Genomic DNA, 25,757 nt, shown 5'->3' on the forward strand with positions numbered 1-25,757 from the left:
ACTAGTTAATGACAGATGAAAGTTTAGTTCAAACTTTTATAGAAGAAACTGAAGAGAATTTAGAAGTTTTAGAGACAGGACTATTAGAGCTAGAAAAGAAGCCTCAAAATCAAGAACTAATCGATGAGGTTTTTAGGGCTATGCATAGCATTAAGGGTGGAGCTGGCCTAGTTGGTTTGACTAAGATTAGTGATATCTCTCATTATTTAGAAAATATCTTGGAAGAAGTTCGTCAAGCTAATATTAAAGCTACGGAAGAGGTCTTCACTTTGCTTTTTTCTGGTACCGACTTATTAAGACAGATGGTACAGAATAATGACTTAAGAGGTGAGAACTTAGCAGCAGAGATTGAAGATTTAAAGAGTGCCTTGCAACTATATCATGGGAAATTGGAAGACCAAGAGATTCAATCAACAGAGACATCATCGGTTCAGCCTGAACAAAGTGCAGAGAAAAGGTATTATAAGGTTGATCTTGAATTTAGAAAGGATATATTTGAAACTGGAACTGATCCTCTAATGCTGTTATTGGAATTGAATGAGTGCGGTAATATTTTGGAGTCTTATGTGAATGCTACTGATCTAGACTGTCTCTACGAACTAGACCCTCATAAGCTATATATAGCTTGGACTGTATTTTTAGAATCTGAGCAGGATATTGAAGATATAGAGGATATATTTATATTTGTCAAAGAGGATAATAATATAAATATTACTGATATTAGTGATGAGCTAGATCACTGGTTTAGTGGTGATAAAAAGACGGGAGAGTTACTGGTGGAAAGAGGTTTAATTTCTCCCGGAGATGTAGAGAAAGTTTTAGCAAAACAAAAGAAGATTGGTGAGCTTTTAGCTGAACAGGGTAAGGTTTTTGATGGTCAAGTGGATAAAATAGTTGATATTCAAAAAAACTTTCGGAAAAGCAAAAAGACTAAAACAGTACGAGTTGAAACTAGTATTTTAGAAGGTGTTTTAAATGATATAGCTGAACTATTAATAGCTCAATCTAGAGTTAAAGACCTAACGTTAGATCTTACTAATAAGATGGATCGTTCTTTGCAAGCGGAGTTAATTAATTCCTTTCAGGAAGTAGATAAAATAATTAGACAGGTGCAAGAAGAAATTTTAAGTGCTAGTATGATTCCGATTGGAGGAACCTTTACTAGAGTGCAAAGAATTGTTAGGGATATAGCTAAGGAAAGGGATAAAGAGGTAGAGCTGATAATCAAGGGCAAAGATACTGAACTAGATAGAAGGATTATTGAGCAATTAGCTGACCCATTAAAGCATTTAGTTAGGAATGCTATTGACCACGGAATAGAAACACCTGCTAAACGTAAAGAGCTAGGTAAGCCCTCTAAAGGAACTATTAAGCTAAATGCTTTTCATCAAGAAGGTAATATTGTAATTGAAATTAGCGATGATGGACAAGGGATTGATGAAGAAGCTGTGCTGAACAAAGCTATCGAAAGAGGCGTAGTTGAAGTTGGTCAAGACCTTTCCGAAGCAGAGATTAAAAACTTGTTATTTAAGCCGGGCTTTTCTACTGCTAAAGAGGTAACTGATGTTTCAGGTCGAGGAGTAGGCTTAGATGTAGTGATGAATAATATTAAGAGCATTCGGGGCGATATTAAGATCTTTTCTGAAAAGAATGAAGGAACTAAGTTTCAGATTAAGCTGCCGCTTACCTTAGCTATTATTGACGGAATAATTATTCGGGTTGAAGAGGAAAGACTCTTGATTCCCTTGACTTCTATAATTGAGTTCGTTGATGCTAGAAAACAGGATATTAAACAGGTAGAGGGTCAGGGTTTAATAGTCAATCTTAGAGATAAGTACATACCTTACTTTACTTTATATCGACTATTGAAGATGGGAGATCGACCCATTAAAACTGATGAAGGAATTTTGATTATTCTTAAAGATGGTCAGAAAAATATTGCTTTACAGGCTGATGAGATAATTGGTCAAGAACAGGTGGTTATTAAGAATGTTAAGAAGAATATGGGCCAGGCGGAAGGAATTGCTGGAGCTACTATTTTAGGTGATGGTGAAGTAGCTTTAATCTTAGATGTTTCTTCTCTGTTCCGTTTAATCAGAAAAAGATTAGATGATGGGCAGGGGCTTACTAATCAGCTTTGATTTAAGCTGTTTTTTAGGAGTGTGGTAGATGTATGGCTGAAAAAACAAATAAAGGTAGACTCTCAGAAGCAGAGTTTGAAAGAATCCGGCGTTTAGTCTATGATTCTATAGGAGTTAATCTAACCGATAGTAAGAAGCCTTTGATTATTTCCCGACTTTCTAAAAGGCTTAGAAAGTTAAACTTAAGTACTTTTGATGAGTATATTGATTTTTTAGAGAAAGATTCAGCTGAGTTAGAAACTATGTTTAATCTAATTACTACTAACGTAACTAAGTTTTTTCGAGAGGATCATCACTTTGAGTATTTAAAGCATTCTTTTTTACCTAAGTTGGAGGCTGAAGCTCAAAGATCAGCTCGAAAGAAGAGCTTAAGAGCTTGGTCGGCTGGCTGTTCTACCGGTGAAGAACCTTATAGCTTAGCTATAGTATTAAAGGATTACTTTGCCGAGCAAGAGGATTGGCAGATATCCATTTTAGCTTCGGATATTAATACCGAGGTATTGCGAGAGGCTCAAGAGGGAGTTTATATTCAAAAAAAGGTAGAAGATATTCCCTATGAGCTATTGACTAAGTATTTTAAATTAGGTACGGGCCCTAATCAAGGTCTGTTCAAAGTAAAAAAGTCTCTGCGGAGCTTGATTTCTTTTAAACAGATTAACTTAACTAGCCCAGAGCCGTATCCTATTGGGGAAGAGTTAGATATCATCTTTTGTCGTAATGTTTTTATTTACTTTAACCTTCAAACTCAAAAGAGAGTTTTAAAGCGCTTTTATGAACACTTGGCTCCTGGTGGCTTGCTAATGCTGGGCCATTCAGAAAAAATTGACCTAATGGATGAAGAAGCTGGAGATTGGCGTTTAGTCGAAGCTACTATATACCAAAGACTCCCTTAAAAGGAGGATCGTTTAGTGAGGAAAAGATTCGATACTAAATTTAATCGCTATGTCTACGAGATATTTACTGGAGAATGGCATACTACTACAGAACAAAATATTGTATTGCAGACCTTATTAGGCTCTTGTGTTTCAGTCTGTATGAGAGATAGAGTTAGCAAAGTCTCAGGGATAAACCACTTTATGCTGCCCAGTACTAGGCAACTGGAGGATATAATACATAATGAAGATGCTCGCTATGGAATTCACGCTATGGAAATTATGATTAATAATATGATGAAGTTAGGAGCTCATAGAGGAGGTTTGGAGGCTAAAGTTTTTGGAGGAGGCAAAGTAGTTAAAGGTAGTTTAAATAATGTAGCTGAATCCAATGTAGAATTTGTATTAACCTTTTTAAATATGGAAAATATTCCTATTGTAGCTAGTGACTTAGGAGGGAAGGGAGGTAGAAAAATCTACTTTTTACCTGATAGTTTTACAGTTTATTTAAAAAGAATTGAGATATCTGAACAGATCAAGGATACTGTAGCTGAAGAGAAGAGGTTACTAAAGAAAATGAAGTCGAGTGCTGAAAAAGAGAGTGAATTGACACTTTTTGAATAATTACTTTTTAAACTATAGTTTGCTAAACTATTATAGGAGGTGGGTAATATGAAATTAAATATCAGACCCAAATTATTAATAGGTTTTGGAATAGTTCTGTTATTGATGATAGTTATGGCTAGTGTTTCTTTTATAATGGTAAATAGAGTTGATGAAGCTAATACTGCTGCTCTAGATAATATGGAGACTATAATCTTTAGCGTAGAAAAAGAGGTAGATCACTTAGACTGGGTTAATCAGTTAGCCGATACCTTTATTTCAGGGGAAGAGTTTACCGGTGAGCTGGATGCTAGTCAGTGTGACTTTGGATTATGGTACTATAATACTTTGGAGTCGGAGGAGTTTGAAGAAAGTAGTAGAGAGTTTCAAGAGATATTTTTAGCAATTGAGGAACCACATATAGACTTACATGAATCAGCTGCAGAAATTGTAGATATTTTTGCCGAAGGCGGTTTAGACTCTGAAGAAGCCTACGAAGAAGCTTTGGCAGTTTATCAGACGGAAACTCAAGAGCATCTAGCTGAGGTTAGAGCAAGTCTAGATGAACTAGAAGCATATTTAGATGCTGAACGAGCTGATTATGTAGCGGGAGCTGCCCAGCAAGGGGAGGCTGCTCAACAGGTTTTAATTATTGCTTCTATTTTAGCGGTAATTATTTCTGTAGCTATCGCCTTATTTTTAAGTGGTAGAATTTCCAGGCCTGTAAATGAAGTAGTGGACTTTTTAGAGGAAGCTACCGAGCGGGGAGGAGATCTAACGCAGACCATCGATGTTGCTGCTAATGATGAAATAGGTGATTTAGCTTACTGGTTTAATGCCTTTATTGCTAAGTTAAACGATATAATGTTAAAGGTTCGTGATTCTTCCGATATGGTCAGTAACTCAGCGGAAGAGATTTCTACTGGTAATCAGGATCTTTCGCAACGAACTCAGGAGCAGGCTTCTTCTTTAGAGGAGTTTTCATCTACTATTGAAGAGATAGCTTCTTCTATTAATGCCTCCTCGGCTAATGCTAGCGAAGCCGATAATCTTTCCACTCAGACTTTAGAAAGTGTTGAACAAGGGGAAGAGGTAATCGATGAAATGCAAGGTGCTATGGAAGAGATTACTGATAGTAGTCAGGATATTGCGGAGATAATCTCTAAAGTTAACGATATTGCTTTTCAGACTAACTTATTAGCCTTAAATGCAGCAGTAGAGGCAGCGCGAGCCGGTGAAGCTGGACAAGGTTTTGCAGTAGTAGCGGCCGAAGTTAGAAACTTAGCTGGGCGTACGGCTGAGTCTGCTGAAGAGATAGAAAAGTTAATTAATAATAGCATTGAGCGGATCAATAGAGGAAATAGACTGATGGAGGAAACAGATGAAGTATTAGCAGAAATTGTAGTTAATGCTCAAAAGATAACCGATGTAATAGGAGAGATTGCTGCTGCCTTAAAAGAACAGGATGTGGCTGCCGATGAAATCAGCAGTGCAGTAGAGGAGTTAAACCAAGTTACTCAGCAAAATGCTTCTTTAGTGGAGGAGATTGCTAGTTCTAGTGAGAATATGAATAGTGAGGCGGCTCAGTTAAAAAGTTTAGTTTCTAACTTCGAGCTAGCAGAGCAAAATAGAAATATAAGTCACAGAGAAGAGAATCAACAAGGGAGGTCGATGAATAGAGATAATAAAGTAAGGAATCAGGATAGAATAAATGAAAAAAAGATGAGCAATGAAAGCTCAGAGGCTGCTTCGACTTCTGAAGAAGGTAATTACTTTAATGAAGATGATTTTGAAAAATTCTAAGTTTTTGCGGAAGCTTTTTCAGTTTCCATAATATAAATTAGGAGGGATTCAAAATGCAAATTAAGAAGGAAGAAGGCTATAAGGCTACTATTACTCCGGAGTCTAGAATTGATATTACTAATTCACAGGATTTAAAAGAGGATTTGCTGGCTATCTATGAAGAAGGCTATGAAGAAATTATAATTGACTTTACTAATGTGGATAGCATAGACAGCTCTGGCTTAGGAAAGCTGTTGCTCTTTCATAAAAAGCTGAAGGAAAGAGATGGTAAGTTGAGAATTATCAATGTCAGCAGTGATTACGTAAAGAAGATGTTTAAGATGATTCATCTAAATAAAGTAATAGATATTGAGGGATTAAGTTAAGATTATTAATAATATAGGCCTGGGTTTAGTAATGCTAGCTAGCACAAAATAGGATTTATCTGCTGAACTCAGGCCTTAATTTATTATAGGAAAGGGGCTAGGTTAGCTAATGGGGAAAGTTGATTTAGAACCTCAAGTTAAAGAATTAACTTCTGCAATAGATGAGTTAATAAATCAGACTCAAGATATTTATGGGAGTATTTATCAGCAGTTGCCTGAGATTGAAAGGGAAATAGAGTTGACTATTCAAGAAATGGACATTTTACTAGAGTACTTTTTGCCTTCAAATGATAAGCAGATAGCGGAGAGTAGTGATTCTGAAGATATGTATAAGCTATCTGAGGTTTTATCAACAATTTCTGCTAATTTAAGTCAAAATAGAAAAAAGATGATCGATGAAGAGACTATTCGTCAGACAATAGATAGTCTATTACTTAATAAAGAGGATGCTGCTAAGCAGATTAACATTGATCATCTTACTGATAAATTGATTGAAATTAAAGAGCGAGTTACAGATGTAGAACTGATAGCAATGAATGCTATGATTTATGCTGCTAACTTAGAAAATGGAGGAGTTGGTTTTGGTGTAGTGGCCGATAATATTAAAAAGGTAGCTACTGAACTTAAAAGTTATTATACTGAGATGCAGAGTTCGGCTAATAAGCTTTATAACTGGAATTTGCAGTTTGTAGAAAACTTAGAAAAGTTATTAGAGTGTCATCAACAGTTAAATATAGAACAGATAGATCAGTTTGAGGAGATTATTTCGGTGATTTTTGAATCTTTAACTATAATCAACGAACTATTAGCGGATTTAATTGAAAATATTAAAGTAGCTATGGAGCCTATACAAGAACTGATGATTTCTATTCAGAGTCAGGATCTGATTGAGCAGAACTTGGAGTTTATAAATAATGGTTTAAATAGTATTCGCGAGCTGGAATCGGAATTTATAAAAGAGGGTAAAGTAGATTTTCAACTGTTTACAGTTCAATTTTTGGATTTGGCGGTGGATTCTTTAGATATAGTTAAAGAGGAGCTTAATAGTTCTTTAAATGAACTATGTACTTGCTTAGATAAAATAAGGGATGATACAAATAGTCTGCGTCAGGATGGGAAGCTGATTACTGACTTTTTAGGAGGAGAGCAGGAACTAAATACTTATAGTAGTGTAGAGGAGATATTTAAAGAGATAAACTCTTTTATTGAACAGTTTTCGGTAGGACTGCTTAGATTAGAGCAAGAGATTGAGGATATTTCTGACTTTGATCACCACTTTTATAAATTGGTAACTGAAATAGAAGAATGGATTATTTCTATTAAAGGACGAGTTGATTTTTTACAGAAGCTTAAGCTATTAAGTAAGATTGAACTATCTCGCTTAGAAACAGGAAATAAGTCTTTCGGGCAGGAAATAAGTCAGATATCTGCTGAAATTGCTGCGGAGGTTGAGGATAATGAAGAGCTTGTTTGGGAGCTTAAGGAGTCTTTAGAGGTGGATTTAGAGAAGTTTAAGGACATTCTGAATGTTAATCAGGAAAATATTGGTGATATGAGTGGAAAAATTTCTGTGTGTCAAGAAGAGTTAGGTATGGTAGAGCAGTTAATTTCGGAAGCTATTTGGGCCCTCAGGTCTTCAGCCGAGAGATTATTTGCAGAGATTGATGAAATAACTGAGGAACTGTTGGCGGCTCAAAACTTACTACATAGATTACAGGAGATAGAAGAGCAGTTACTGAAATTAAAAAATGAAAACGAGGTTCAGCTAATAGAACTGACAGGTATTGATGCTAGAGAACAAAGTTTAGAAAAAGCAAAGCTGCGAGAGCTTTTGGCAGAGTTTGAGCAGAAGCAGATTAGTATTAATAGCAGTAAAAATGATGATTTTAATGATGGAGAAGATGCTGAAGAAGGCTTGGTACTTTTTTAAATAGATTTGAATTATGGTGATAAACTGCTTATTTTTTGATGTTTGAAGTTTATAGTGGGATTAAGGTGGTGAATTTTTTATGAATAGCAAAAAATATATACCAATTATAATACCAGTAGCTGGAGTATTGTTAGTTGCACTTTATATTATGGCTCGACTGGACTTTCTGTTATTTCATAGTTTAGTCGAAGGCTGGGCCATGTTAGTAGCAGTAAGTATCTTTATAGTAGCCTGGAATACTCGTGACTTAGCTGAAGATGATTCTCTTTTATTTTTAGGGATAGGTTATCTGTTTGTAGCTGTTTTAACTTTTTTTCATACGATTACTTATGATGGGATAAACATTTTACCTAATTTAGGACCTGACCCTCCTACTCAGTTCTGGATGGCTGCTAGATATTTAGAAACTTTTACTTTAGTAGCTGCTACTATAATGCTGGCTAAACAAAATAAAAATTATAGTCTAAAAAAGATTGCTCTAGCTTATGGATTCTATACAGCTTTAGCTATAGTAACAATCTTGGTTTATCCGATTTTTCCTACCTGTTTTGAAGAGGGAGTCGGTTTAACCTCTTTTAAGATTTATAGTGAATATTTTTTGGTATTTATTTTAGGTATTTTTCTTTATCAGCTTCGTCAGCAGGAACAGCTTGAAGCAGAGCTTAAGCGCTATCTATCTTTAGCTATACTGATGAGCATTATTGCTGAGCTATTTTTTACGGTTTATACAGATATTTATGGAATTAGTAATTTCGGTGGACATATCTTTTATCTAATTTCTTTTTATGCTCTGTATAAGGCTATTGTTAGCAAAGGACTACAAAAGCCTCATTCATTACTTTATAGAAACATAGAGCAGGCTGAAGCTAATGTAAGGATGGTTAATAACTGTTTTTTATCCTTTGGAGCTGATCATAAAAGCAATATAGATAGTATAGTAGCAACTACAGGTAAGTTACTTAAAGCGGATACGGCCCTTTATAATGAGTTAAAACGAGGTAAGCTTTATATCAGGAATACTTGGAATGCTCCTCCAAACTTAATTAAAGTAGATACTGCTGCTGGTCATCTTTGTGAGTATGTAGTAAAGCAAGGGGGCTATGAGCCGATAGTTATAGAGGACTTACAGAATTCTAGATTTGCTGAGACCGACCCTAGTGTTAAAGCTTATAATTTGGAAACTTATATCGGTTGTCCAGTTCAGGTTGAGGGAGAGATTGTAGGGGTTTTATGCACTCTTTTTACTAGTCCTAAAAAAGCAGCAACCCAGAGTTTAGAGGCTATGAGCACCTTAGCTAAAGCGTTAGGAATTGAAATTGAACGGAAGCGGTTTCAAGCTCATATTCAAGAAGGATTAGAGAAGGCTAAGTACTTGCAAAGCTCTTTATTTCCCAAGTCTTTTCCAGATATTCCAGGTATAGAGATAGCTGGAGACTATCAGCAGACAGAAGAGGTTAGCGGTGATTATTATAATTTATATTTGCAAGATAACAAAGTAGTATTTTTAATGGTTGATGTAACTGGACATGGTTTGGATGCAGCTTTAATTACTGTTTTTGTGAGTAGCTTTTTTAGAAGAGAAATGGAGTTGGGAGAATTAAACTCTCCTTTAGAACTATTGCAACGCTTACATACTGATTTTCAAAAACAGAACTTTCCTGATGATTATTCTTTGGAGGTCTTTTTGGGCTTTTTATGTTTGGAAACTATGGAGTTGGAGTATGCTACTGCGGGAGCTATTCGTGCCTTACAGTTAAGTATGTCTAAATTTCCTCAAAAGCTCCCTGATAGCCACGGGATGTTAATTAATGGAGTTGCTAACCCGCCTGTTTTTGGTACTAACTCTATCCAATTAAACTCTGGAGAGGCTATAATAGTCTATACCGATGGAGTTGATGAACCTTTTATGGTAGCAGAATCTGAAGATGGAGATCAGCGGATAAATGAACTATTAACTAGTATTTTTGGTTTACTTTCTTTGGAGGAGCTGATAGAAAGAATTCTAAACGATACCTTAAGGGACTTAGATAAAGATATGCCAGCAGATGATATGGCTGTATTAGGTATTTATTCTCGTTTGGATTTTGAAGTTAAAAAGTGGACATGCCAACAGGAAATTGAGTTAGTTGATCAGGTATTAGGAAATGTCTTAGAGGAGTTATCTTGTTTAGATATCGATTTAGATATGGTTTATATGGCAGCTTATGAAGCACTTACTAACTCCGTTGAACATGTTGATGGGGAAGGTGAAATTGAAATTCAGGCTTACTGGACTGATAAGCAATTAGTAATTAGTGTCTTTGATGCTGGCTCTGGTTTTAATTGGCAAAAGGTGCTTTCAGAAGAAGTAGACTTACTTTCTGCTCAGGAGCGAGGTAGAGGGATAGAGTTAATCAAGCTTTCAGCTGACCGGGTTACCTTTAATAAAGAAGGAAATAAAATAGCTATGGGTTGGGAGTTAGCAAGTACTCAAGCTACATTTGCAAAATAATTTAAGTTGATGTATAATAATAAAGGATTATTAATGGTAGAGAATGGGTTGTAGATTTATTTTTGCAGAATATTCAGAACAGTTATTAATTTAAAGACCTAACAGAGAAAGGGTGAGATATAATTGTATTCTCCCGCTGAAGAAGAACTTGAAGCACTGGAGAAAAAAGGGAATATAATACCAGTTTATAAAAAAGTATCCTTGAATGAAGAGACGCCGATTTCCGTTATGGAAAAATTAGAAGGCGATGATAGTCAATTTTTTTTGTTGGAGAGTGGAAAAGGGCCGGAAAATATTGCTAGATATTCTTTTTTGGGTTATCAGCCCTATATGACCTTTAAAAGTAAGGGCTACCAGGTAGAAATTACAGAGCAAGGAGAGGTTACTGAAGTTGAAGTTAATCCATTACAGAAGTTAAAAGAGATTATGGATAGCTATCAGCCGGTTAAGATAGATGGTTTGCCTAAATTTTACGGAGGAGCAATAGGCTATTTTAGTTATGATGTAGGTAGATTTTTTGAAGAGCTTCCTGAAGATGCTGAAGATGATTTAGAAATACCGGAAGTTTATTTTGTATTTACTGATACAGTCTTTATTTTTGACCATTTTGCTGATGAATTAATGGTAGTTGTTAATATTCACTTAGACCGGGGAGAGACTAAAGAATTATATGGACAGGCTCGAGAAAAAATTGAAGGAATTATTAACAACTTAAAGGAGCAAGACTATCAAGATCAGATTAGAGAGTTTGATGATATTTCCTTTAATGAAGAAGACTTAGACTATCAGGCTAGTTTTACTAAGGATGGTTTTGCTGATGCTGTGCGACAGGCTAAAGAGTATATTAAGGCTGGAGATATCTTTCAGGTAAATCTATCAGTAAGGGTGGATGCTCCAGTTACTGAAGAGCCTTTTACTATCTATAAGGTGTTGCGTAAACTAAATCCTTCTCCTTATATGGCTTATTTGAACTTTGGTGATTTACAGATTGTTAGTTCTTCGCCGGAGTTATTAGTACGTTCTTTAGATGGTAAGGTAGAGACTAGACCTATTGCTGGTACTAGACCTCGGGGAGAGACAAAAGAGGAAACTGAGGCTTTGGCTGAGGAATTAATTAATCACCCTAAGGAAAGAGCAGAGCATATTATGTTAGTCGATTTGGAGCGAAATGACCTAGGCAGGGTTTCTGATTACGGAAGTGTGGAAGTTAATGAGTTAATGGTGATTGAGGAGTACTCTCACGTAATTCATATCGTTTCCAATGTCAGAGGAAAGTTACACGAAGACAGCGATAGATTTGATACTTTAAGGGCCGTATTCCCCGGCGGAACCATTACCGGAGCGCCTAAGGTAAGAACTATGGAGATTATTGAAGAGTTAGAACCGGTCAGACGCGGGCCCTATACGGGAGCTATTGGCTTTTTGGGCTTTGGCGAAGAGATGGAGTTAAATATAGTAATCAGAACTATGGTAATTCAGGACGGTAGAGCCTATGTACAGGCTGGAGCAGGAATAGTTGATGACTCTATTCCGCGTAAGGAGTATGATGAATCTTTGAAAAAGGCAGAAGCCTTATTAAAAACTATTACTATTGTAGAAAAAGGTGATATCTATGATTCTGATGATCGATAATTATGACTCTTTCACTTATAATTTGGTGCAGTACTGTGGTCAATTGGGAGCGGAGATGGTAGTTCATCGAAACGATAAGATTACTATCGAGGAAATAGAGGAGATAGCTCCGGAGAAGATAATTCTTTCACCCGGGCCCTGTACTCCTTTAGAAGCAGGTATCTCTAATGAAGTAGTTAGAAGGTTTAAAGGAGAGATTCCTATTTTAGGGATCTGTTTAGGCCATCAATGTATAGGCCATGTTTTCGGAGGGGATATTGTTAGGGCTGAAAACTTGATGCATGGTAAAACTTCGGAAATTTATCATGATGGAGAGGGTATTTTTGAGGAGATAGAGTCTCCTTTTATAGCTACTAGATATCATTCTTTGATTATTGACCGAGAAACAATTCCTGACTGCTTTGAAATTACTGCTTATACTGAAGCCGATGAGATTATGGGAATTAGACATAAAGAATACGAGATAGTTGGACTACAGTTTCATCCGGAATCCATATTAACTAGAGTAGGTCACGATCTTTTAGCTAACTTTTTAGAACTACCAAAACTGGATCGTGATGTGATTGACTATGCTGGTTAATATCAATGGCGAGATCAAGCCTCTAGCTGAGGCTAGAATTTCGCCATTGGATCGAGGCTATCTTTATGGTGATGGGATTTTTGAGACGCTTCGTTCTTATCAAGGACAGATATTTAAGCTGGCTGAGCATTTAGATAGACTTTTTGCTTCAGCTAAAGCAGTACTTTTGGATATCCCCTGGAGTAAAGAGGAGTTAACTGCGCAAATAGAGGCTACTGTAGAGGCTAATGGTTTAACAGAGCAGGATGCCTATATTAGAATTAGTCTTTCGCGAGGAGAAGCTGGAATTGGGATTGATCCTGCGGTGGAGGTAGAGCCAACCTTGATGGTAATTGCTAAGGAGCTCGAGACTCCGGGCCCTGAGTTTTATGAACAGGGCTGGAAGGTAACTACGGTTCCTACTCGCAGAAATCATAATGAAACAGTAAATCCGAGAATTAAATCCTGTAATTTTTTAAATAGTATTTTAGCAAAAGCTGAAGCTAAATTAGTAGGTGCCGATGATGGAATAATGTTAAATCAACAAGGGTTTATCACTGAAGGTACAGTAAGTAATTTATTTTTACTTAAAGATAAGCAATTAAAGACTCCTCCTTTATCAGCAGGAGTTTTAGCTGGAGTAACTCGAGAAGTAGTAATTGAGTTAGCTCCAAGTTTAGGCTTAACAGTTAAAGAAGAGAACTTAACTAGGTATGACTTTTATACAGCCGATGAAGTTTTTGCTACTGTAACTTCAGTAGAAATAATCCCTATAGTTGAAATAGATGGTAGGGTGATTGGAGAAGGTACTTGTGGACCAGTTACAGCAAAAATATTAAAAGGATTTCCACGTCCAGAATAAATATTAATTGGTGCTTTGTTAATTACTAGAGGTCATTGACAAAAGGATATATTTATAGTATTATATGCTTGCAATAACATTAGTAAGGGCGAGATAGCTCAGGTGGTAGAGCAGTGGATTGAAAATCCTCGTGTCCCCGGTTCGAATCCGGGTCTCGCCACCATCTTTGGCTAATAGTCGTATGTTTCATTTTATATAATTACGATTTAAGAAAAGATGGCTATTTAGCCATCTTTTCTGATCTATTATTAGTTTTTCTGCGCCAATAAATTAATCCGCTGGAAATGAGGATTCCTAAAATACTGACTAATTGGGCTACTCGCAACGGGCCTATCATTAAGCTATCGGTGCGAAACCCTTCAATGAATAATCTACCTCCGGAATAAGCAATGAGATATATTAAGAATAGTTCTCCTGTTTTAATTTTACTGCTTTTTTTAATTTTAACTAAAAAAATAAAGATAGCTATTCCCCATAGTGATTCATATAAGAAGGTAGGATGGCGATAAGCACCGTCAATATAGATTCCCCAAGGTAGGTCAGTAGCATAACCGTAGGCTTCTTGATTAATAAAGTTGCCCCAACGGCCAATAGCTTGCCCTAAGATTAAGCTAGGAGCAGTTATATCGGCTATGGTCCAAAAATTAATTCCTTTTTTACTAGTGAAAATAAGAGCTGTTAAAGTAGCACTGATTATGGCCCCGTGAATAGCTAATCCACCTTTCCAAATGGCAAATATACTGGAGAGATTATGACTATAATAGCTCCAATTAAAAATAACATAGTAGATTCGGGCCCCGATAATAGCTATAGGCAGCATGATTATGATTAAATCTATATATGATTCAGAATCTATGTCCTGTTTTTCACATTCTTTAAGAGCAATAATCAAGCCGCTAAAAATAGCTGTAGCTATAATAATTCCATACCAATGGATTGAAAAGGAACCTATTTCAAAGGCTACTGGATCTATATAGTTGGGTTTAAACATTTCTAAGTACCTCCTAACTAACTTTGTTTTGAGTTTATTAACATCATAATATAATTAGCTGAGGATGTAAAGTAATTATAAAGACAATTCTTAGTAACTTATATAATAAGTCCAATTGTAAATTTAATTGTTATAGTATATAATTAAGTAAGTAATTTTAAGCAAAGAATTTTTTTATTTAGTTGAAATAGTTATAGCTTTAATTAGTCGATTAATAGGGAGGTGAAAATATGCCAGATGTAATTACACCTGCTACTACCATTGAGAGGTTACCTATATATTATCGTTGTTTACAGAGGCTAGATAAGCATGGAGTGGAGGTGATCTCTTCCAAAGAATTAGGTGAGAAAATTGGAATTCCTTCTACTCAAGTAAGAAAAGACTTATCCTACTATGGTGAGTTTGGTCGTCGAGGAGTAGGCTATGAAGTTTCCTTACTTTTAAAGTACTTGAGAAAGATCTTAGGTTTAGAGAATGAATGGAAGATAGTTCTAGTAGGAGCAGGTAATTTAGGTCAAGCCTTAGTTAGATATCAGGGCTTTCGCAAGTTGGACTTAAATATTGATTATGTAGTTGATGCTGCTCCTGAAAAGATTGGGGAGGAGTTTTCAGGAATTGAGATTGAAGATATAGATAATTTAGAAGATCTAATTGAAGAAGAAGGGATAAAGATGGGAATTATAGCTGTGCCGCCGGAAGTAGCTCAAGAGGTGGCTGATAAATTGATAGCTGGAGGAGTAAAAGCTATTTGGAACTTTGCTCCTACTCATATTAAGGTTCCTCATGATATTCAATTAAGAAATGAAGACCTTTCTATTGGTTTGATCAGTTTAGCTTATCACTTAACATAAAAATATAAAACAACTAAAGTGTTTTAACTAATATCTTAAAAAAATCAGTTAAAAAAGAAGGGATTTCTTTGAAAATAGTTAAATAAATGTAATAGTATTTTTAATTAGTTGAACACTTTAGCTTAATAGCCCTACTAAAGTGTTCATTTTTGTGCTAATAAAAAGGAATAACTGGTCTATTTATAGAAATTAGTATAGTAAAGTGTTTTTTAGATTTTTTATTTTATGAAAAATCATTATTAAATGTTAAAGGAGGGGTCAAATTTATGTGTTCGCAACAATGCGACTGTGTTGAAGAAGAATTGGATTTAACACTTGTAAAAGAGATTTTGGAAGGTTATGAAAAAAAACAAAAGAACTTAATTCCGATCTTACAAGAAACGCAAGCGGAATATGGTTATCTTCCGCAAGAAGTTCTCAAGGAGGTAGCTGATTACCTAGGCATTTCCTTTAGTCAAGTTTATGGAGTTGCTACTTTTTATTCTCAATTTTACTTAGAACCTAGAGGTGAATATATTATTCGAGTTTGTATGGGAACTGCCTGTCACGTTCGAGGAGCAGCTAAGATTTTAGATGAACTTGAAGGAGAGCTAGGTATTGAAGACGGAGGAACTACTGATGATTTGCTATTTACTATAGAATCAGTAGCTTGTATTGGTGCTTGTGGTTTAGCTCCAGTGATAATGGTTAATGACGATACTCATGGTCGGCTAACACCAGAAGATGTTCCAGAAATCTTGGCTCAATATGGAGAATAATTTGAAGTTCATATGGAGGTGAAAAAGGAATGAGATCTGTAGCAGAATTGGATAACTTACAAAAAGAGGTACAGAGTAAGTTAGAAAAGCAGGCTGAGCAGGCCCAGTTAATCATTGGAATGGGAACTTGTGGAATTTCTGCTGGGGCTAAAGATATATTAACTGCCTTAGAAACTGAGTTGGAAGAAAGAGAGTTGGAAGTAATAGTTAAAAAGACGGGCTGTATAGGTTTGTGTGAAAAAGAACCTTTAGTAGATGTAAAACTGCCCGGTGAAACTCGAGTTACTTATGGAAACTTAAGTGTTGAGGATGCAAGGAGACTGATTAGCGAACATTTAGAAAATGGTAATATTGTTAGGGACTTAGTTGTAGCTAAAATGGAAGAATAGGTTTAATCTAAGTTATTAAAGGAGGTAGAGAAGCTGTGGCGACAAATGAAGAGAATATTCCCAGTTATCAAGATTTAGATTTTTATAAGAGTCAACGAAGATTAGCCTTGGCTAACTGTGGTTTTATAGATCCGGAAAGTATAGAGGACTATATTGCTAGCGATGGTTATCAAGCTTTAAGTAAAGTTTTAACTGAGATGAAGCCTCAGGAAGTAATAGATGAGGTAAAAGAATCAGGCTTAAGAGGTCGAGGGGGAGGAGGATTCCCCACGGGAATGAAATGGCAGTTTGCTTATGATGCTTCGGGAGATAAAAAATATATAATCTGTAATGCTGATGAAGGTGACCCGGGAGCTTTTATGGATCGAGGTTTATTAGAAGGGGATCCGCATAGCATACTTGAAGGGATGATTATTGGTGGTTATGCTATCGGAGCAGATGAAGGTTATATTTATATTAGAGCAGAATATCCTTTAGCTATCAAGCGTTTGGAAAAAGCAATTACAGCAGCTGAAGAAAAGGGTTTATTAGGAGAAGATATTTTCGGTAGTGGCTTTAACTTTAAATTGCAGATCAAGGCTGGAGCTGGAGCCTTTGTTTGCGGTGAAGAGACAGGTTTAATGGCTTCTATAGAAGGTGAGCGAGGAATGCCTACTCCTAGACCACCTTTTCCGGCTAATAAAGGTTTATGGGATAAACCCTCTAACATCAATAATGTAGAAACCTTTGCAAATATACCGATAATTATTAGAGAAGGAGCTGCTAGTTTTAAAGAATTAGGAACTGAAGATAGCAGTGGGACTAAGGTATTTGCTTTAACAGGAATGATTGAAAACACTGGGTTAGCTGAAGTAGAGATGGGAACTACTATGCGAGAGATAATTTTTGGCATAGGTGGAGGAATACAGGACGATAAAGAGTTTAAAGCAGTGCAGATTGGTGGTCCTTCCGGAGGCTGCTTACCTGATGAAAAACTAGATTTACCTATAGACTATGATTCTTTGATTGAAGCAGGAGCAATGATGGGTTCCGGCGGTTTAGTAGTAATGGATGAAAACAGTTGTATGGTGGATGTAGCTCGATTTTTCTTAAACTTTGTTCAAAGTGAGTCCTGTGGAAAGTGTACTCCTTGTCGTGAAGGAACTAGAAGAATGTTGGAAATTTTAAATAGAATTACTCAAGGAGAAGGCGAAGAAGAGGACTTAGAGTTATTAAGAACCTTAGCTGAAAGTGTTAAAAAGCTTTCCTTGTGTGGCTTAGGTAAGACAGCTCCAAATCCGGTATTGAGTACTTTAAGATATTTTGAAGATGAGTATGAAGCTCATATTAAGAATGATGAGTGTCCAGGAGGAGTCTGTCAAAACTTATTACCAGGTTATATAATTGATTATGAAAAGTGTATTGGCTGTACTTATTGCATAGATGCCTGTCCAATAGATGTTGTAGATGGAAGATTAGAAGAAATCCATGAAATTAATGAGGAAGACTGTAATGCTTGTGGTGCTTGTGAACCGGAATGTCCAGTGGATGCTATTATCCAGAAAAACTATATAGAACACTTCCCGCAGTATAGACACTTGCTAGAAGAAGATGAAGAGGAAGTGGAAGCTTAATGAATAACAAAATCATAATAACTGATAATGGTTTACGGAAGGAGTGAAGTAATATGAAGTTAACTATTAATGGAGAGAAGTTAGAAGCTACTGAAGGGCAAACTATTTTGGAAGTAGCTCAAGAGAATGGAATTGATATTCCTAATCTCTGTTATAGTCCAGAATTAAAGCCCGAAGGTGCCTGTAGAATGTGTGTAGTTGATATAGAAGGGGTAGCTGATCCAGTAACTGCTTGTACTACTGAAGTTAGCGCTGGAATGGTAGTTGAAACGGAAACCCCTAGCTTGAAAAAAATGAGAAAAGTTTTAGTAGAACTGATGTTAGCTAATCACGATGTAGAATGCTTAACTTGTGATAAGGCTGGAGACTGTAAACTTCAGGATTATGCTTATCGCTATAGCGTTAAAAAAGTTAGATTTGAAGGAGAAAAAACAGAGTTTAAGGGAATTAAAGATGATAATCCCTTCTTTATTCGGGATAATAGAAAATGTATTCTTTGCTATAAATGTGTGAATCTTTGTAAGCAAGTACAGGGTGAGGCATCTATCAATTTGGAAAATAGAGGATTTGATACTAGAGTAACTACTGCTTTTGATCTACCTTTAGAGGAAATTAACTGTCAATTCTGTGGATTATGTGTTAATGAATGTCCTACAGGAGCTTTAATGGAGAAGAGTGCTTTAAGAAAAGCTAGAAATTGGGAGTTAAAAAAGGGATCCACTATCTGTCCTTACTGTGGGGTAGGTTGTGAACTGGAACTAAATATAGATGAAAATGATCAAATTGTAAAAGTGACTACTAATTCTGATAATGTTAATCGAGGTCAAACCTGTGTTAAAGGTAAGTTTGGATTAGACTTTGTAAATAGCGAAGAGCGTTTAACTAAACCGTTAATTAAAGAAGAAGGTAGGTTTAGAGAGGCTAGTTGGGAAGAAGCTTTGGATAAAGTAGCCGATAACTTTGGAAGAATTAGAGATGAGTTCGGTGGGGATGCTACTGCAGCTCTTAGTTCGGCTAAATGTACCAATGAAGAAAACTATTTAATGCAGAAATTTATGCGGGCCGTAATGGGTACTAATAGTGTAGATCACTGTGCTCGTTTATGACACTCCTCTACTGTGGCCGGTCTGGCCAAAAGTTTTGGTAGTGGAGCAATGACAAACTCTATTGATGAGATTGAAGGAGCTGACGCAATCTTTGTAACGGGCTCTAATACTACAGAAGCTCATCCAGTAATCGCTTATAGAGTTAAGAAAGCTAAGCAAAATGGGAGTAAGCTGATAGTTGCTGATCCGCGAAAGATTGATCTAGTTAAGTATGCAGATCTCTGGTTACAGCAAAAGCCAGGAACTGATATTGCTTTATTGAATGGTTTGATGCACGTGATTATCAGAGATGACTTATTGGATAAAAAGTATATTCAAAAGAGAACTGAGAATTTTGAAGCAGTTGAAGATATTATGGAAAAGTATGATCCAGAGCATGTAGCTGAAATCACCGGAGTGCCGGCAGAAGATATTGTAAAGGCAGCTCATATGTACGGCGAAGCTGAGCGGGCTAGTATTCTTTATGCTATGGGAATTACTCAGCATACCTCTGGTACAGATAATGTATTATCGATTGCTTGTTTGGCTATGCTAACTGGAAATGTCGGTAAGGAGAATGCCGGGGTTAATCCACTGCGAGGTCAAAATAACGTACAGGGGGCTTGTGACTTAGGAGCATTACCTAATGTTTATCCAGGCTACCAAGCTGTAGATGATGAAGAAGTTAATAAGAAATTTAGCGAAGCTTGGGGAGTAGAACTCTCTGATGAAGTAGGATTAACAGTAACGGAGATCTTCGATGGAATTGAAGAAGATGAAGTTAAAGCTCTATATGTAATGGGAGAAAATCCAGTACTAAGTGACCCTGACTCTAACCATATTAGAGAGGCTTTAGAGCAGGTTGAGTTCTTAGTAGTGCAGGATATCTTTATGAGTGATACTGCTGAATATGCCGATGTAGTACTACCTGCGGCTAGCTTTGCAGAAAAAGATGGTACCTTCACTAATTCCGAGCGTAAAGTTCAAAAGCTTGATCAAGTTATTGAACCTATAGGTGAGAGTAAGTCTGATTGGGAGATCCTAATGGAATTAGCTAATCGCTTAGGTCACGACTGGGACTATAGTAGTGCTAGCGAAATTATGGATGAAATAGCTAGAGTAAGTCCAATCTACGGTGGAATTAGCTATGAAAGAATCGAAGAGGAAGGCTTACAGTGGCCTTGTCCAGACTATGATCATCCAGGTACTAAGTATTTACACAAAGGAGAGTTCAGTAGAGGACTAGGACAGTTTAATCCGGCTGAATATATTCCTCCGGCAGAGAAGCCAGATGAGGATTATCCTTATGTCTTGACTACAGGACGTAGGCTCTTCCATTTCCACACTAGAACTATGAGTGGAAACTCTCCAGGTTTAGAAGAACAGTATTCTGAAGAGCTAATGGAGATTAGCTTAGCTGATGCTCAAAGGATGGAGATAGAAGATGGAGATAGAGTATTAGTTAGCTCTAGAAGAGGAGAAGTGGAATCTAAAGTGACTGTTACCGATCGAGTTCCTGAAGGTTTAGTCTTTATGTCCTTCCACTTTGCTGAGTCGGCTGCTAACGTGCTAACTAATCCAGCTTTAGATCCAGTAGCTAAGATACCGGAGTATAAAGTATGTGCAGTAAATATAGAAAAAAGCTAATTAGAGTTTAGATAGAAGTCTTGGAGGTAATGAATTGCAGAACTTAGAGAAATCGGAAAAGATCGAAATATTGAAAGTAGATCGAATAAGAGGTAGAAAAGTAACTGATTCAGTAGTAGTTGAGGTGCCTTTGACTGTCGTACTTAATGGTAAAGAGGTAATTACTATGCTGTGTACGCCTGATAAGATGGATTATTTAGCTTTAGGCTTTTTGAAGTCTGAAGGCTTGATCTCAACTAAGGCTGATATCAAGGAACTTAAAGTAGATGAAGAGGAAGGTAGAGTGGAAGTCGAAACGGATACTGCTACTTCTTCTTTAGTCGAAGAATTACACGGGCAAAGAACTATTACCTCTGGTTGTGGTAAGGGAACTATCTTCTATAACGTAATCGATTCTTTACAATGTAGTAAGATTGAAACTGACTTGAAAGTTGAAGTTAATAATGCTTTACAGTTAGTAAAGGACTTACAGCAAAGAGCTGAACTCTTTAAAGAAACTGGTGGCTCTCATAGCTCAGCTCTTTGTACTCCCGAAGAGATAGTGATTTTTAATGAAGATATTGGTCGGCATAATGCTGTGGATAAGATAGTTGGAGAAGTAATTATGGAGGAGATAGAGTGGGAGGATAAACTAGTAGTTACTAGTGGTCGAGTTTCTTCTGAAATTCTGTTGAAAGTAGCTAAGCTTGGAATATCCATTCTCATTTCCAGGGCTGCTCCTACTTCTTTAACAGTTAGGATAGCCGATGAATTAGGGATTACTTTAATCTGCTTTGCCAGAGGTAAGAGAATGAATGTTTATACCCATAAGCATAGAGTAAAAAGATAAGCTAGAATTTAATTAGTAGGGCTTCTTTAAAGGGAGCTCTACTTTTTATTTGTTAGAGGCTTTATCTAGGGATTCAGGAGGAGAAAGATAGTTAATCGAGAATAATAAAAAGTATAACTGAAATAATATAGAGTAGTTTTATTATCGAGGAATTGAGGTGAGGCTATGGAAACTTATTTAAGACAGATACCGGCGGTGAATAAGATATTAGCAGAGGAGAAGGTTCAAGAGCTACTTAAGGATTATCCTAGAACTTTAATAGTGGATTCCATCCGCGGAGTGAATGAGCAGTTAAGAGAGCGAATTCTAGCGGGAAAGCTTAGTTCAGACTCTGAATTAGCAATAAATAGAGTGGTTGAATTGCTTAGAGAGAAGGTGAAGGGCTGGTCAGAACCCAATTTGCGGGCAACGATCAATGGTACTGGAGTAGTGATCCATACTAATTTAGGACGTTCCTTATTAGCAGAATCAGCTCAGCAAAGATTAGTGGAGGTTGCTGATAATTATTCTAACTTAGAAATAGAGGTAGAGAGCGGAGAAAGAGGTTCTAGATACGATAATGTAAGTGAACTATTAACCTATTTAACAGGAGCGGAAGCGGCCTTAGTGGTTAATAATAATGCTGCTGCTGTGTTATTGGCTCTGGATACCTTGGCTAAAGGTCAGGAAGTTGTTATTTCTCGCGGTCAACTAGTGGAAATCGGGGGTTCTTTTAGAATTCCGGAGGTAATGGAGCAGAGTGGAGCTCACTTAGTGGAAGTGGGAGCTACTAATAAGACTCATCTGCGGGATTATGAAGCAGCAATTAACGAGGAGACTGCGTTGTTGTTGCGGGCCCATACCAGTAATTATCGAATTGTCGGCTTTACCAAAGAAGTAGCCTTAGAAAAATTAGTTAAACTAAGCAATGATAATAACTTAGCTGTTTTAGATGACTTAGGTAGTGGCACCCTAATAGACTTTAGTCAATATGGCTTTGAGTTAGAAGAGCCTACAGTCCAAGAAAGTATTGAAGCTGGAGTTGATGTAGTTACCTTTAGTGGAGATAAGCTGTTAGGAGGTCCACAGGCAGGAATTATTGTTGGTAAAGAGGAATATATAAGCAGGATGAAAAAGAATCCGCTCACTAGAGCTTTAAGAGTAGATAAGTTTACTTTAGCTGCCTTAGAAGAAACGCTGCGACTCTATCTAGATCTGGATCAGGTGGTAGAAAAGGTTCCTACTTTACGAATGTTGACTCTAGATTTACAAATATTGGCAGATAAAGCAGACAAATTAAAAGAAGCTTTAGCAGAGTTAAATAGCAACTTGACTATAGAAAAAGCAGAAGGTTATTCGCAAGTAGGAGGTGGCTCTTTTCCTAGTGAAAGGCTAGCTACTTATTTAATTAAAGTAACAGTTCCCGGTTTAACTGCTAATCAATTAGCCAATAGACTAAGGAGCTTAAATCCCCCTTTATTTACTCGGATTCAAGATGAAGAAATTATTATTGATCTGCGAACAGTGAAAGAAGAACAGATTTCCATTATAGTTAATCACTTTAATAAGCTGCTAGAGGGGGAAGGGGAATGAAACACTTTATACTAGGAACAGCAGGACATATTGACCACGGTAAGACTACCTTAATTGAAAGGTTAACTGGTACTAATACCGATAGATTATCCGAAGAGCAGGAGCGGGGAATCTCTATTGACTTAGGTTTTAGCTCATTAAATTTGGCTAATCAGGTAGAGCTAGGAATAGTAGATGTTCCGGGGCATGAAAAGTTTGTTAAAAATATGCTAGCCGGTGCTGGAGGAATTGACTTAGCTTTATTAGTGGTTAGTGCTGATGAAGGAGTTATGCCTCAGACTTTAGAGCACTTAAATATTTTGCAGTTATTAGGTGTAAATAAAGGCTTAGTAGCAGTTACTAAGGTGGACTTAGTAGATCAAGAATGGTTGGAGCTAGTTAAGGAGGATATTAAAGATAATTTAGCCGGTACTTTTTTAAAAGCAGCTCCTTTAATAGAGGTATCTAGTGTTACCGGTCAAGGGGTTGAAAAACTGACTGCTCAATTAGAAGCTTTAACTGAGCAGTTAGCTCCTAAAGATGAAGCAGGTAATCTCTACTTTCCTTTGGATAGAGTCTTTTCTATAGCCGGCTTTGGTACAGTAGTAACTGGAACTTTAATTTCAGGCAGTTTGGAAGTAGGAGAGGAGGTGGTAATTTATCCGCAAGTAAAGCCTGTTACAGTCAGAAATATTCAGATTCACGGCGAGTCGGCTCAAAGAGCTGTTGCTGGACAAAGAGTAGGAGTTAACTTAACCGATATAGAGGTAGCAGACATTAATAGAGGGGATATTCTAGCTACACCGGGTAGCTTAAGTCCTAGTACCTTAATGGATGTAAAGCTAAGCTTATTGCCGGAAGCTCCTTTGAGCTTAGAGCATAACGACAGATTAAGGGTTCATATTGGAGCTAAAGAGGTATTTGCGCGGGTTAGTATTTTAGAAGGAGCAGAGATTTATCCTGGCGAAGAGGCCTATGTACAATTAAGATTGGAAGAGGAGATGGTGGCTTATTATAATCAGCCTTATGTAGTCAGGCGTTATTCACCAATGCTGACTATTGGCGGAGGTAAGATTCTATTTCCACAGACTATTAAATATAAGGCAGCTCGCCAGACTGTACTTAAGAGATTGGCTGTGCAAGAAAAGGGAAGTGACTTAGACCGAGTTGAACTAGCTTTAAAGTCTGCTTCTCAAACAGTTAAAGCCGAAGAGCTTATTTTGAAAACTGGCTTAAACGAGACTGAGCTAATAGAGAAGTGCAATCAGCTAGTGACTGAAGAAAAAGCTATTAGTTTTGAGCTAGGAAGCGATAATACTTATCTGCATCTGGTTAACTACTCTACTCTTAAAAATAATCTAATATCCTTACTAGAAGAGTACCATCAACAGTATCATTTGCGCTGGGGCAGGTCTAAAGAGGAGCTTAGAGATCAGCTAGAAATTCATTTGCAAAAAAGAGAGTATAATCAATTTTTAAAAGAGCTAGTAGTTGAAGAGTTGATTGAAATTAAGGAAGACCAAGTTAAATTAGCGGAGCATAAAGTAGAGTTAAGCTATGCTGAAAAAGAGCATAAGGAGGCTATAGAAGCGCAGTTTAGAAAAAACTTATTTACTCCGCCTAGTTTAGCTGAACTAAAATCAAATTTTTCAGCAGCAGAAGAGCTATTTGAGGAACTATTTAGATTATTATTAGCTGAAAATAAAGTGCAAAGAGTAGCAGGAGAGATCTATTTTCATCGACAGGCTTTATTAACGGCTGAGCAAAAGTTAAAGAACTACTTACAACAAGAAGAGGAGATAGAGATAAGTGACTATAGAGACTTATTAGCCAGTAGTCGTAAGTATACTTTAGCTTTGTTTAGTTATTTTGAGCAACAGGGTTTAATAGAACGAATTGGAGATAAGAGAGTTTTAAAGTAGTTAACAGGAAAACTATTCAAAGTTTTTAATAAATACTTATTGACAGCTATAATAAATTAGTATATAATTAATAATAGTAACTGTTATTAATAATTATCAAAAGGAGGTTATTAATTATGTCGGTAACTTCGATTCCCCAACATAAAGTAAGTAAGGTTTGGATGAATATTAGTCAGCACTGTCGAGATAAAGGCTGTTTATCTGAATGTGAAGATGGCTGTAACTTTGGTAAGGCTAAAAGCTATTTGCATGATTTCACTAAGGCAGGTCGTAAAGCTAATGAAGGTTTGGAAGATATAGAGTTTTCAACTGATGATAATAGAGATGACTTTGATAAAGCTAAAATGGAAGAGTTTTTGGGGCAGGTAGAAGGCTTATGTCAGCACTGTGGTGCCTATCATATGGAGGAATGTTTTGTTAATCGCAGTAGACAGGCCCTGCAGATGATAATTCACGGTAAAATTACTGAGTTTGATCCTTGGTAAATATAGTATTTAGTCTTGAAAAATTTTCAAAGAAAGAAGCAGGTGTTTAACACCTGCTTCTTTCTTTGGGCTATACTAATTCCATACCTTACTTTCATTTTAACCCATATTCCGCATAAGTGAATAGTAGTTTTCAATAGTATAAAAATACCATTTTATTTTAGCCTTTTATGTGGAATTACTAGCTTCATTCCAAGCAAAATGGTTTTCATTTAATCCAAGAAATCTAATTATTTTCTTGCAGCTATCATCTAGTTCTTTGATTTCACGGTAAGCTTTTCCGTTAACTTTATAAGTTATGACTCTGACTCTATCAATTATTTGCAATATTGATGTTAAAGTAGGCTGCTTTAATTTTCTTCTATCTATACCGATTAC

21 protein-coding genes and 1 tRNA gene are annotated in these 25,757 nt (G+C 36.6%); 20 read left to right on the top strand and 2 right to left on the bottom strand.

Annotated features, from left to right (window positions below):
• Positions 1-8: 8 nt before the first annotated feature.
• The 11 genes from MWH30_RS07045 (at position 9) to MWH30_RS07095 (ending at position 13,421) form a co-directional block, all read left to right on the top strand.
• The gene (locus tag MWH30_RS07045) at positions 9-2,141 is read left to right on the top strand and encodes a chemotaxis protein CheA (RefSeq protein ID WP_248663361.1); all 2,133 of its coding nucleotides are present in this window, start codon (positions 9-11) and stop codon (positions 2,139-2,141) included.
• Between the two features lie 32 nt (positions 2,142-2,173).
• Positions 2,174-3,034: a CheR family methyltransferase gene (locus MWH30_RS07050; RefSeq protein WP_248663362.1), complete on the top strand. Its 861-nt coding sequence runs from the start codon at positions 2,174-2,176 to the stop codon at positions 3,032-3,034.
• A gap of 15 nt (positions 3,035-3,049) precedes the next feature.
• A complete protein-coding gene (locus MWH30_RS07055) occupies positions 3,050-3,637 on the top strand; it encodes a chemotaxis protein CheD (RefSeq protein WP_248663363.1) in 588 nt (195 codons plus the stop codon).
• A 48-nt stretch (positions 3,638-3,685) separates the two neighbouring features.
• Positions 3,686-5,419, top strand: a complete 1,734-nt coding sequence (locus MWH30_RS07060; RefSeq protein ID WP_248663364.1) for a methyl-accepting chemotaxis protein — start codon at positions 3,686-3,688, stop codon at positions 5,417-5,419.
• Positions 5,420-5,472: 53 nt separating this feature from the next.
• A complete protein-coding gene (locus tag MWH30_RS07065) occupies positions 5,473-5,784 on the top strand; it encodes an STAS domain-containing protein (RefSeq protein ID WP_248663365.1) in 312 nt (103 codons plus the stop codon).
• Between the two features lie 109 nt (positions 5,785-5,893).
• Positions 5,894-7,714: a hypothetical protein gene (locus MWH30_RS07070; protein ID WP_248663366.1), complete on the top strand. Its 1,821-nt coding sequence runs from the start codon at positions 5,894-5,896 to the stop codon at positions 7,712-7,714.
• 79 nt (positions 7,715-7,793) lie between these two features.
• Positions 7,794-10,205, top strand: coding sequence for an MASE3 domain-containing protein (locus tag MWH30_RS07075; protein ID WP_248663367.1), 2,412 nt, complete (start codon positions 7,794-7,796; stop codon positions 10,203-10,205).
• A 123-nt stretch (positions 10,206-10,328) separates the two neighbouring features.
• Complete coding sequence (gene trpE / locus MWH30_RS07080; protein ID WP_248663368.1) at positions 10,329-11,837, top strand: anthranilate synthase component I; 1,509 nt, start codon at positions 10,329-10,331, stop codon at positions 11,835-11,837.
• The gene (locus MWH30_RS07085; protein ID WP_248663369.1) at positions 11,818-12,417 is read left to right on the top strand and encodes an anthranilate synthase component II; all 600 of its coding nucleotides are present in this window, start codon (positions 11,818-11,820) and stop codon (positions 12,415-12,417) included. The genes trpE and MWH30_RS07085 overlap by 20 nt, the downstream gene beginning before the upstream one ends.
• Entirely contained in the window at positions 12,407-13,258 is an 852-nt protein-coding gene (gene ilvE / locus MWH30_RS07090) for a branched-chain-amino-acid transaminase (protein WP_248663370.1), read from the top strand. The genes MWH30_RS07085 and ilvE overlap by 11 nt, the downstream gene beginning before the upstream one ends.
• Before the next feature lie 87 nt (positions 13,259-13,345).
• Positions 13,346-13,421: transfer RNA gene (locus tag MWH30_RS07095), tRNA-Phe, on the top strand.
• Positions 13,422-13,478: 57 nt separating this feature from the next.
• Here the strand turns inward: MWH30_RS07095 and lgt are convergent.
• Positions 13,479-14,249, bottom strand: a complete 771-nt coding sequence (gene lgt / locus MWH30_RS07100) for a prolipoprotein diacylglyceryl transferase (RefSeq protein ID WP_248663371.1) — start codon at positions 14,247-14,249, stop codon at positions 13,479-13,481.
• Between the two features lie 230 nt (positions 14,250-14,479).
• Between lgt and MWH30_RS07105 the strand changes: the two genes are divergently transcribed.
• The 9 genes from MWH30_RS07105 to MWH30_RS07150 all read left to right on the top strand — a co-directional run bounded on the left by MWH30_RS07105 (position 14,480) and on the right by MWH30_RS07150 (position 25,379).
• Positions 14,480-15,100, top strand: coding sequence for a redox-sensing transcriptional repressor Rex (locus tag MWH30_RS07105; protein WP_248663372.1), 621 nt, complete (start codon positions 14,480-14,482; stop codon positions 15,098-15,100).
• 266 nt (positions 15,101-15,366) lie between these two features.
• A complete protein-coding gene (gene nuoE / locus MWH30_RS07110; RefSeq protein WP_248663373.1) occupies positions 15,367-15,858 on the top strand; it encodes an NADH-quinone oxidoreductase subunit NuoE in 492 nt (163 codons plus the stop codon).
• Between the two features lie 29 nt (positions 15,859-15,887).
• Positions 15,888-16,247 (top strand): (2Fe-2S) ferredoxin domain-containing protein, encoded by a 360-nt coding sequence (locus MWH30_RS07115; RefSeq protein ID WP_248663374.1) that lies wholly within the window; start codon positions 15,888-15,890, stop codon positions 16,245-16,247.
• 35 nt (positions 16,248-16,282) lie between these two features.
• The gene (locus MWH30_RS07120; protein WP_308221605.1) at positions 16,283-17,860 is read left to right on the top strand and encodes an NADH-ubiquinone oxidoreductase-F iron-sulfur binding region domain-containing protein; all 1,578 of its coding nucleotides are present in this window, start codon (positions 16,283-16,285) and stop codon (positions 17,858-17,860) included.
• A 53-nt stretch (positions 17,861-17,913) separates the two neighbouring features.
• Positions 17,914-20,592 (top strand): formate dehydrogenase subunit alpha, encoded by a 2,679-nt coding sequence (fdhF, locus tag MWH30_RS07130; RefSeq protein ID WP_248663381.1) that lies wholly within the window; start codon positions 17,914-17,916, stop codon positions 20,590-20,592.
• A gap of 34 nt (positions 20,593-20,626) precedes the next feature.
• Positions 20,627-21,421 carry a formate dehydrogenase accessory sulfurtransferase FdhD gene (fdhD, locus tag MWH30_RS07135; protein ID WP_248663375.1) on the top strand — a complete coding sequence of 265 codons (795 nt, stop codon included), beginning with the start codon at positions 20,627-20,629 and terminating at the stop codon, positions 21,419-21,421.
• A gap of 165 nt (positions 21,422-21,586) precedes the next feature.
• Positions 21,587-22,993 carry an L-seryl-tRNA(Sec) selenium transferase gene (selA, locus tag MWH30_RS07140; protein WP_248663376.1) on the top strand — a complete coding sequence of 469 codons (1,407 nt, stop codon included), beginning with the start codon at positions 21,587-21,589 and terminating at the stop codon, positions 22,991-22,993.
• The gene (gene selB, locus MWH30_RS07145) at positions 22,990-24,894 is read left to right on the top strand and encodes a selenocysteine-specific translation elongation factor (protein WP_248663377.1); all 1,905 of its coding nucleotides are present in this window, start codon (positions 22,990-22,992) and stop codon (positions 24,892-24,894) included. Before selA ends, selB begins: the two co-directional genes overlap by 4 nt.
• 116 nt (positions 24,895-25,010) lie before the next feature.
• Complete coding sequence (locus tag MWH30_RS07150) at positions 25,011-25,379, top strand: hypothetical protein (RefSeq protein ID WP_248663378.1); 369 nt, start codon at positions 25,011-25,013, stop codon at positions 25,377-25,379.
• Positions 25,380-25,547: 168 nt separating this feature from the next.
• On the opposite strand, the gene MWH30_RS07155 is transcribed toward MWH30_RS07150, so the two are convergent.
• The coding region (locus MWH30_RS07155; RefSeq protein WP_248663379.1) for a hypothetical protein at positions 25,548-25,757 on the bottom strand (210 nt) is incomplete at its 5' end.

This window comes from Fuchsiella alkaliacetigena, from assembly GCF_023227765.1.
In the GTDB taxonomy this organism is placed as follows: Bacteria; Bacillota; Halanaerobiia; order Halobacteroidales; family Acetohalobiaceae; genus Fuchsiella; species Fuchsiella alkaliacetigena.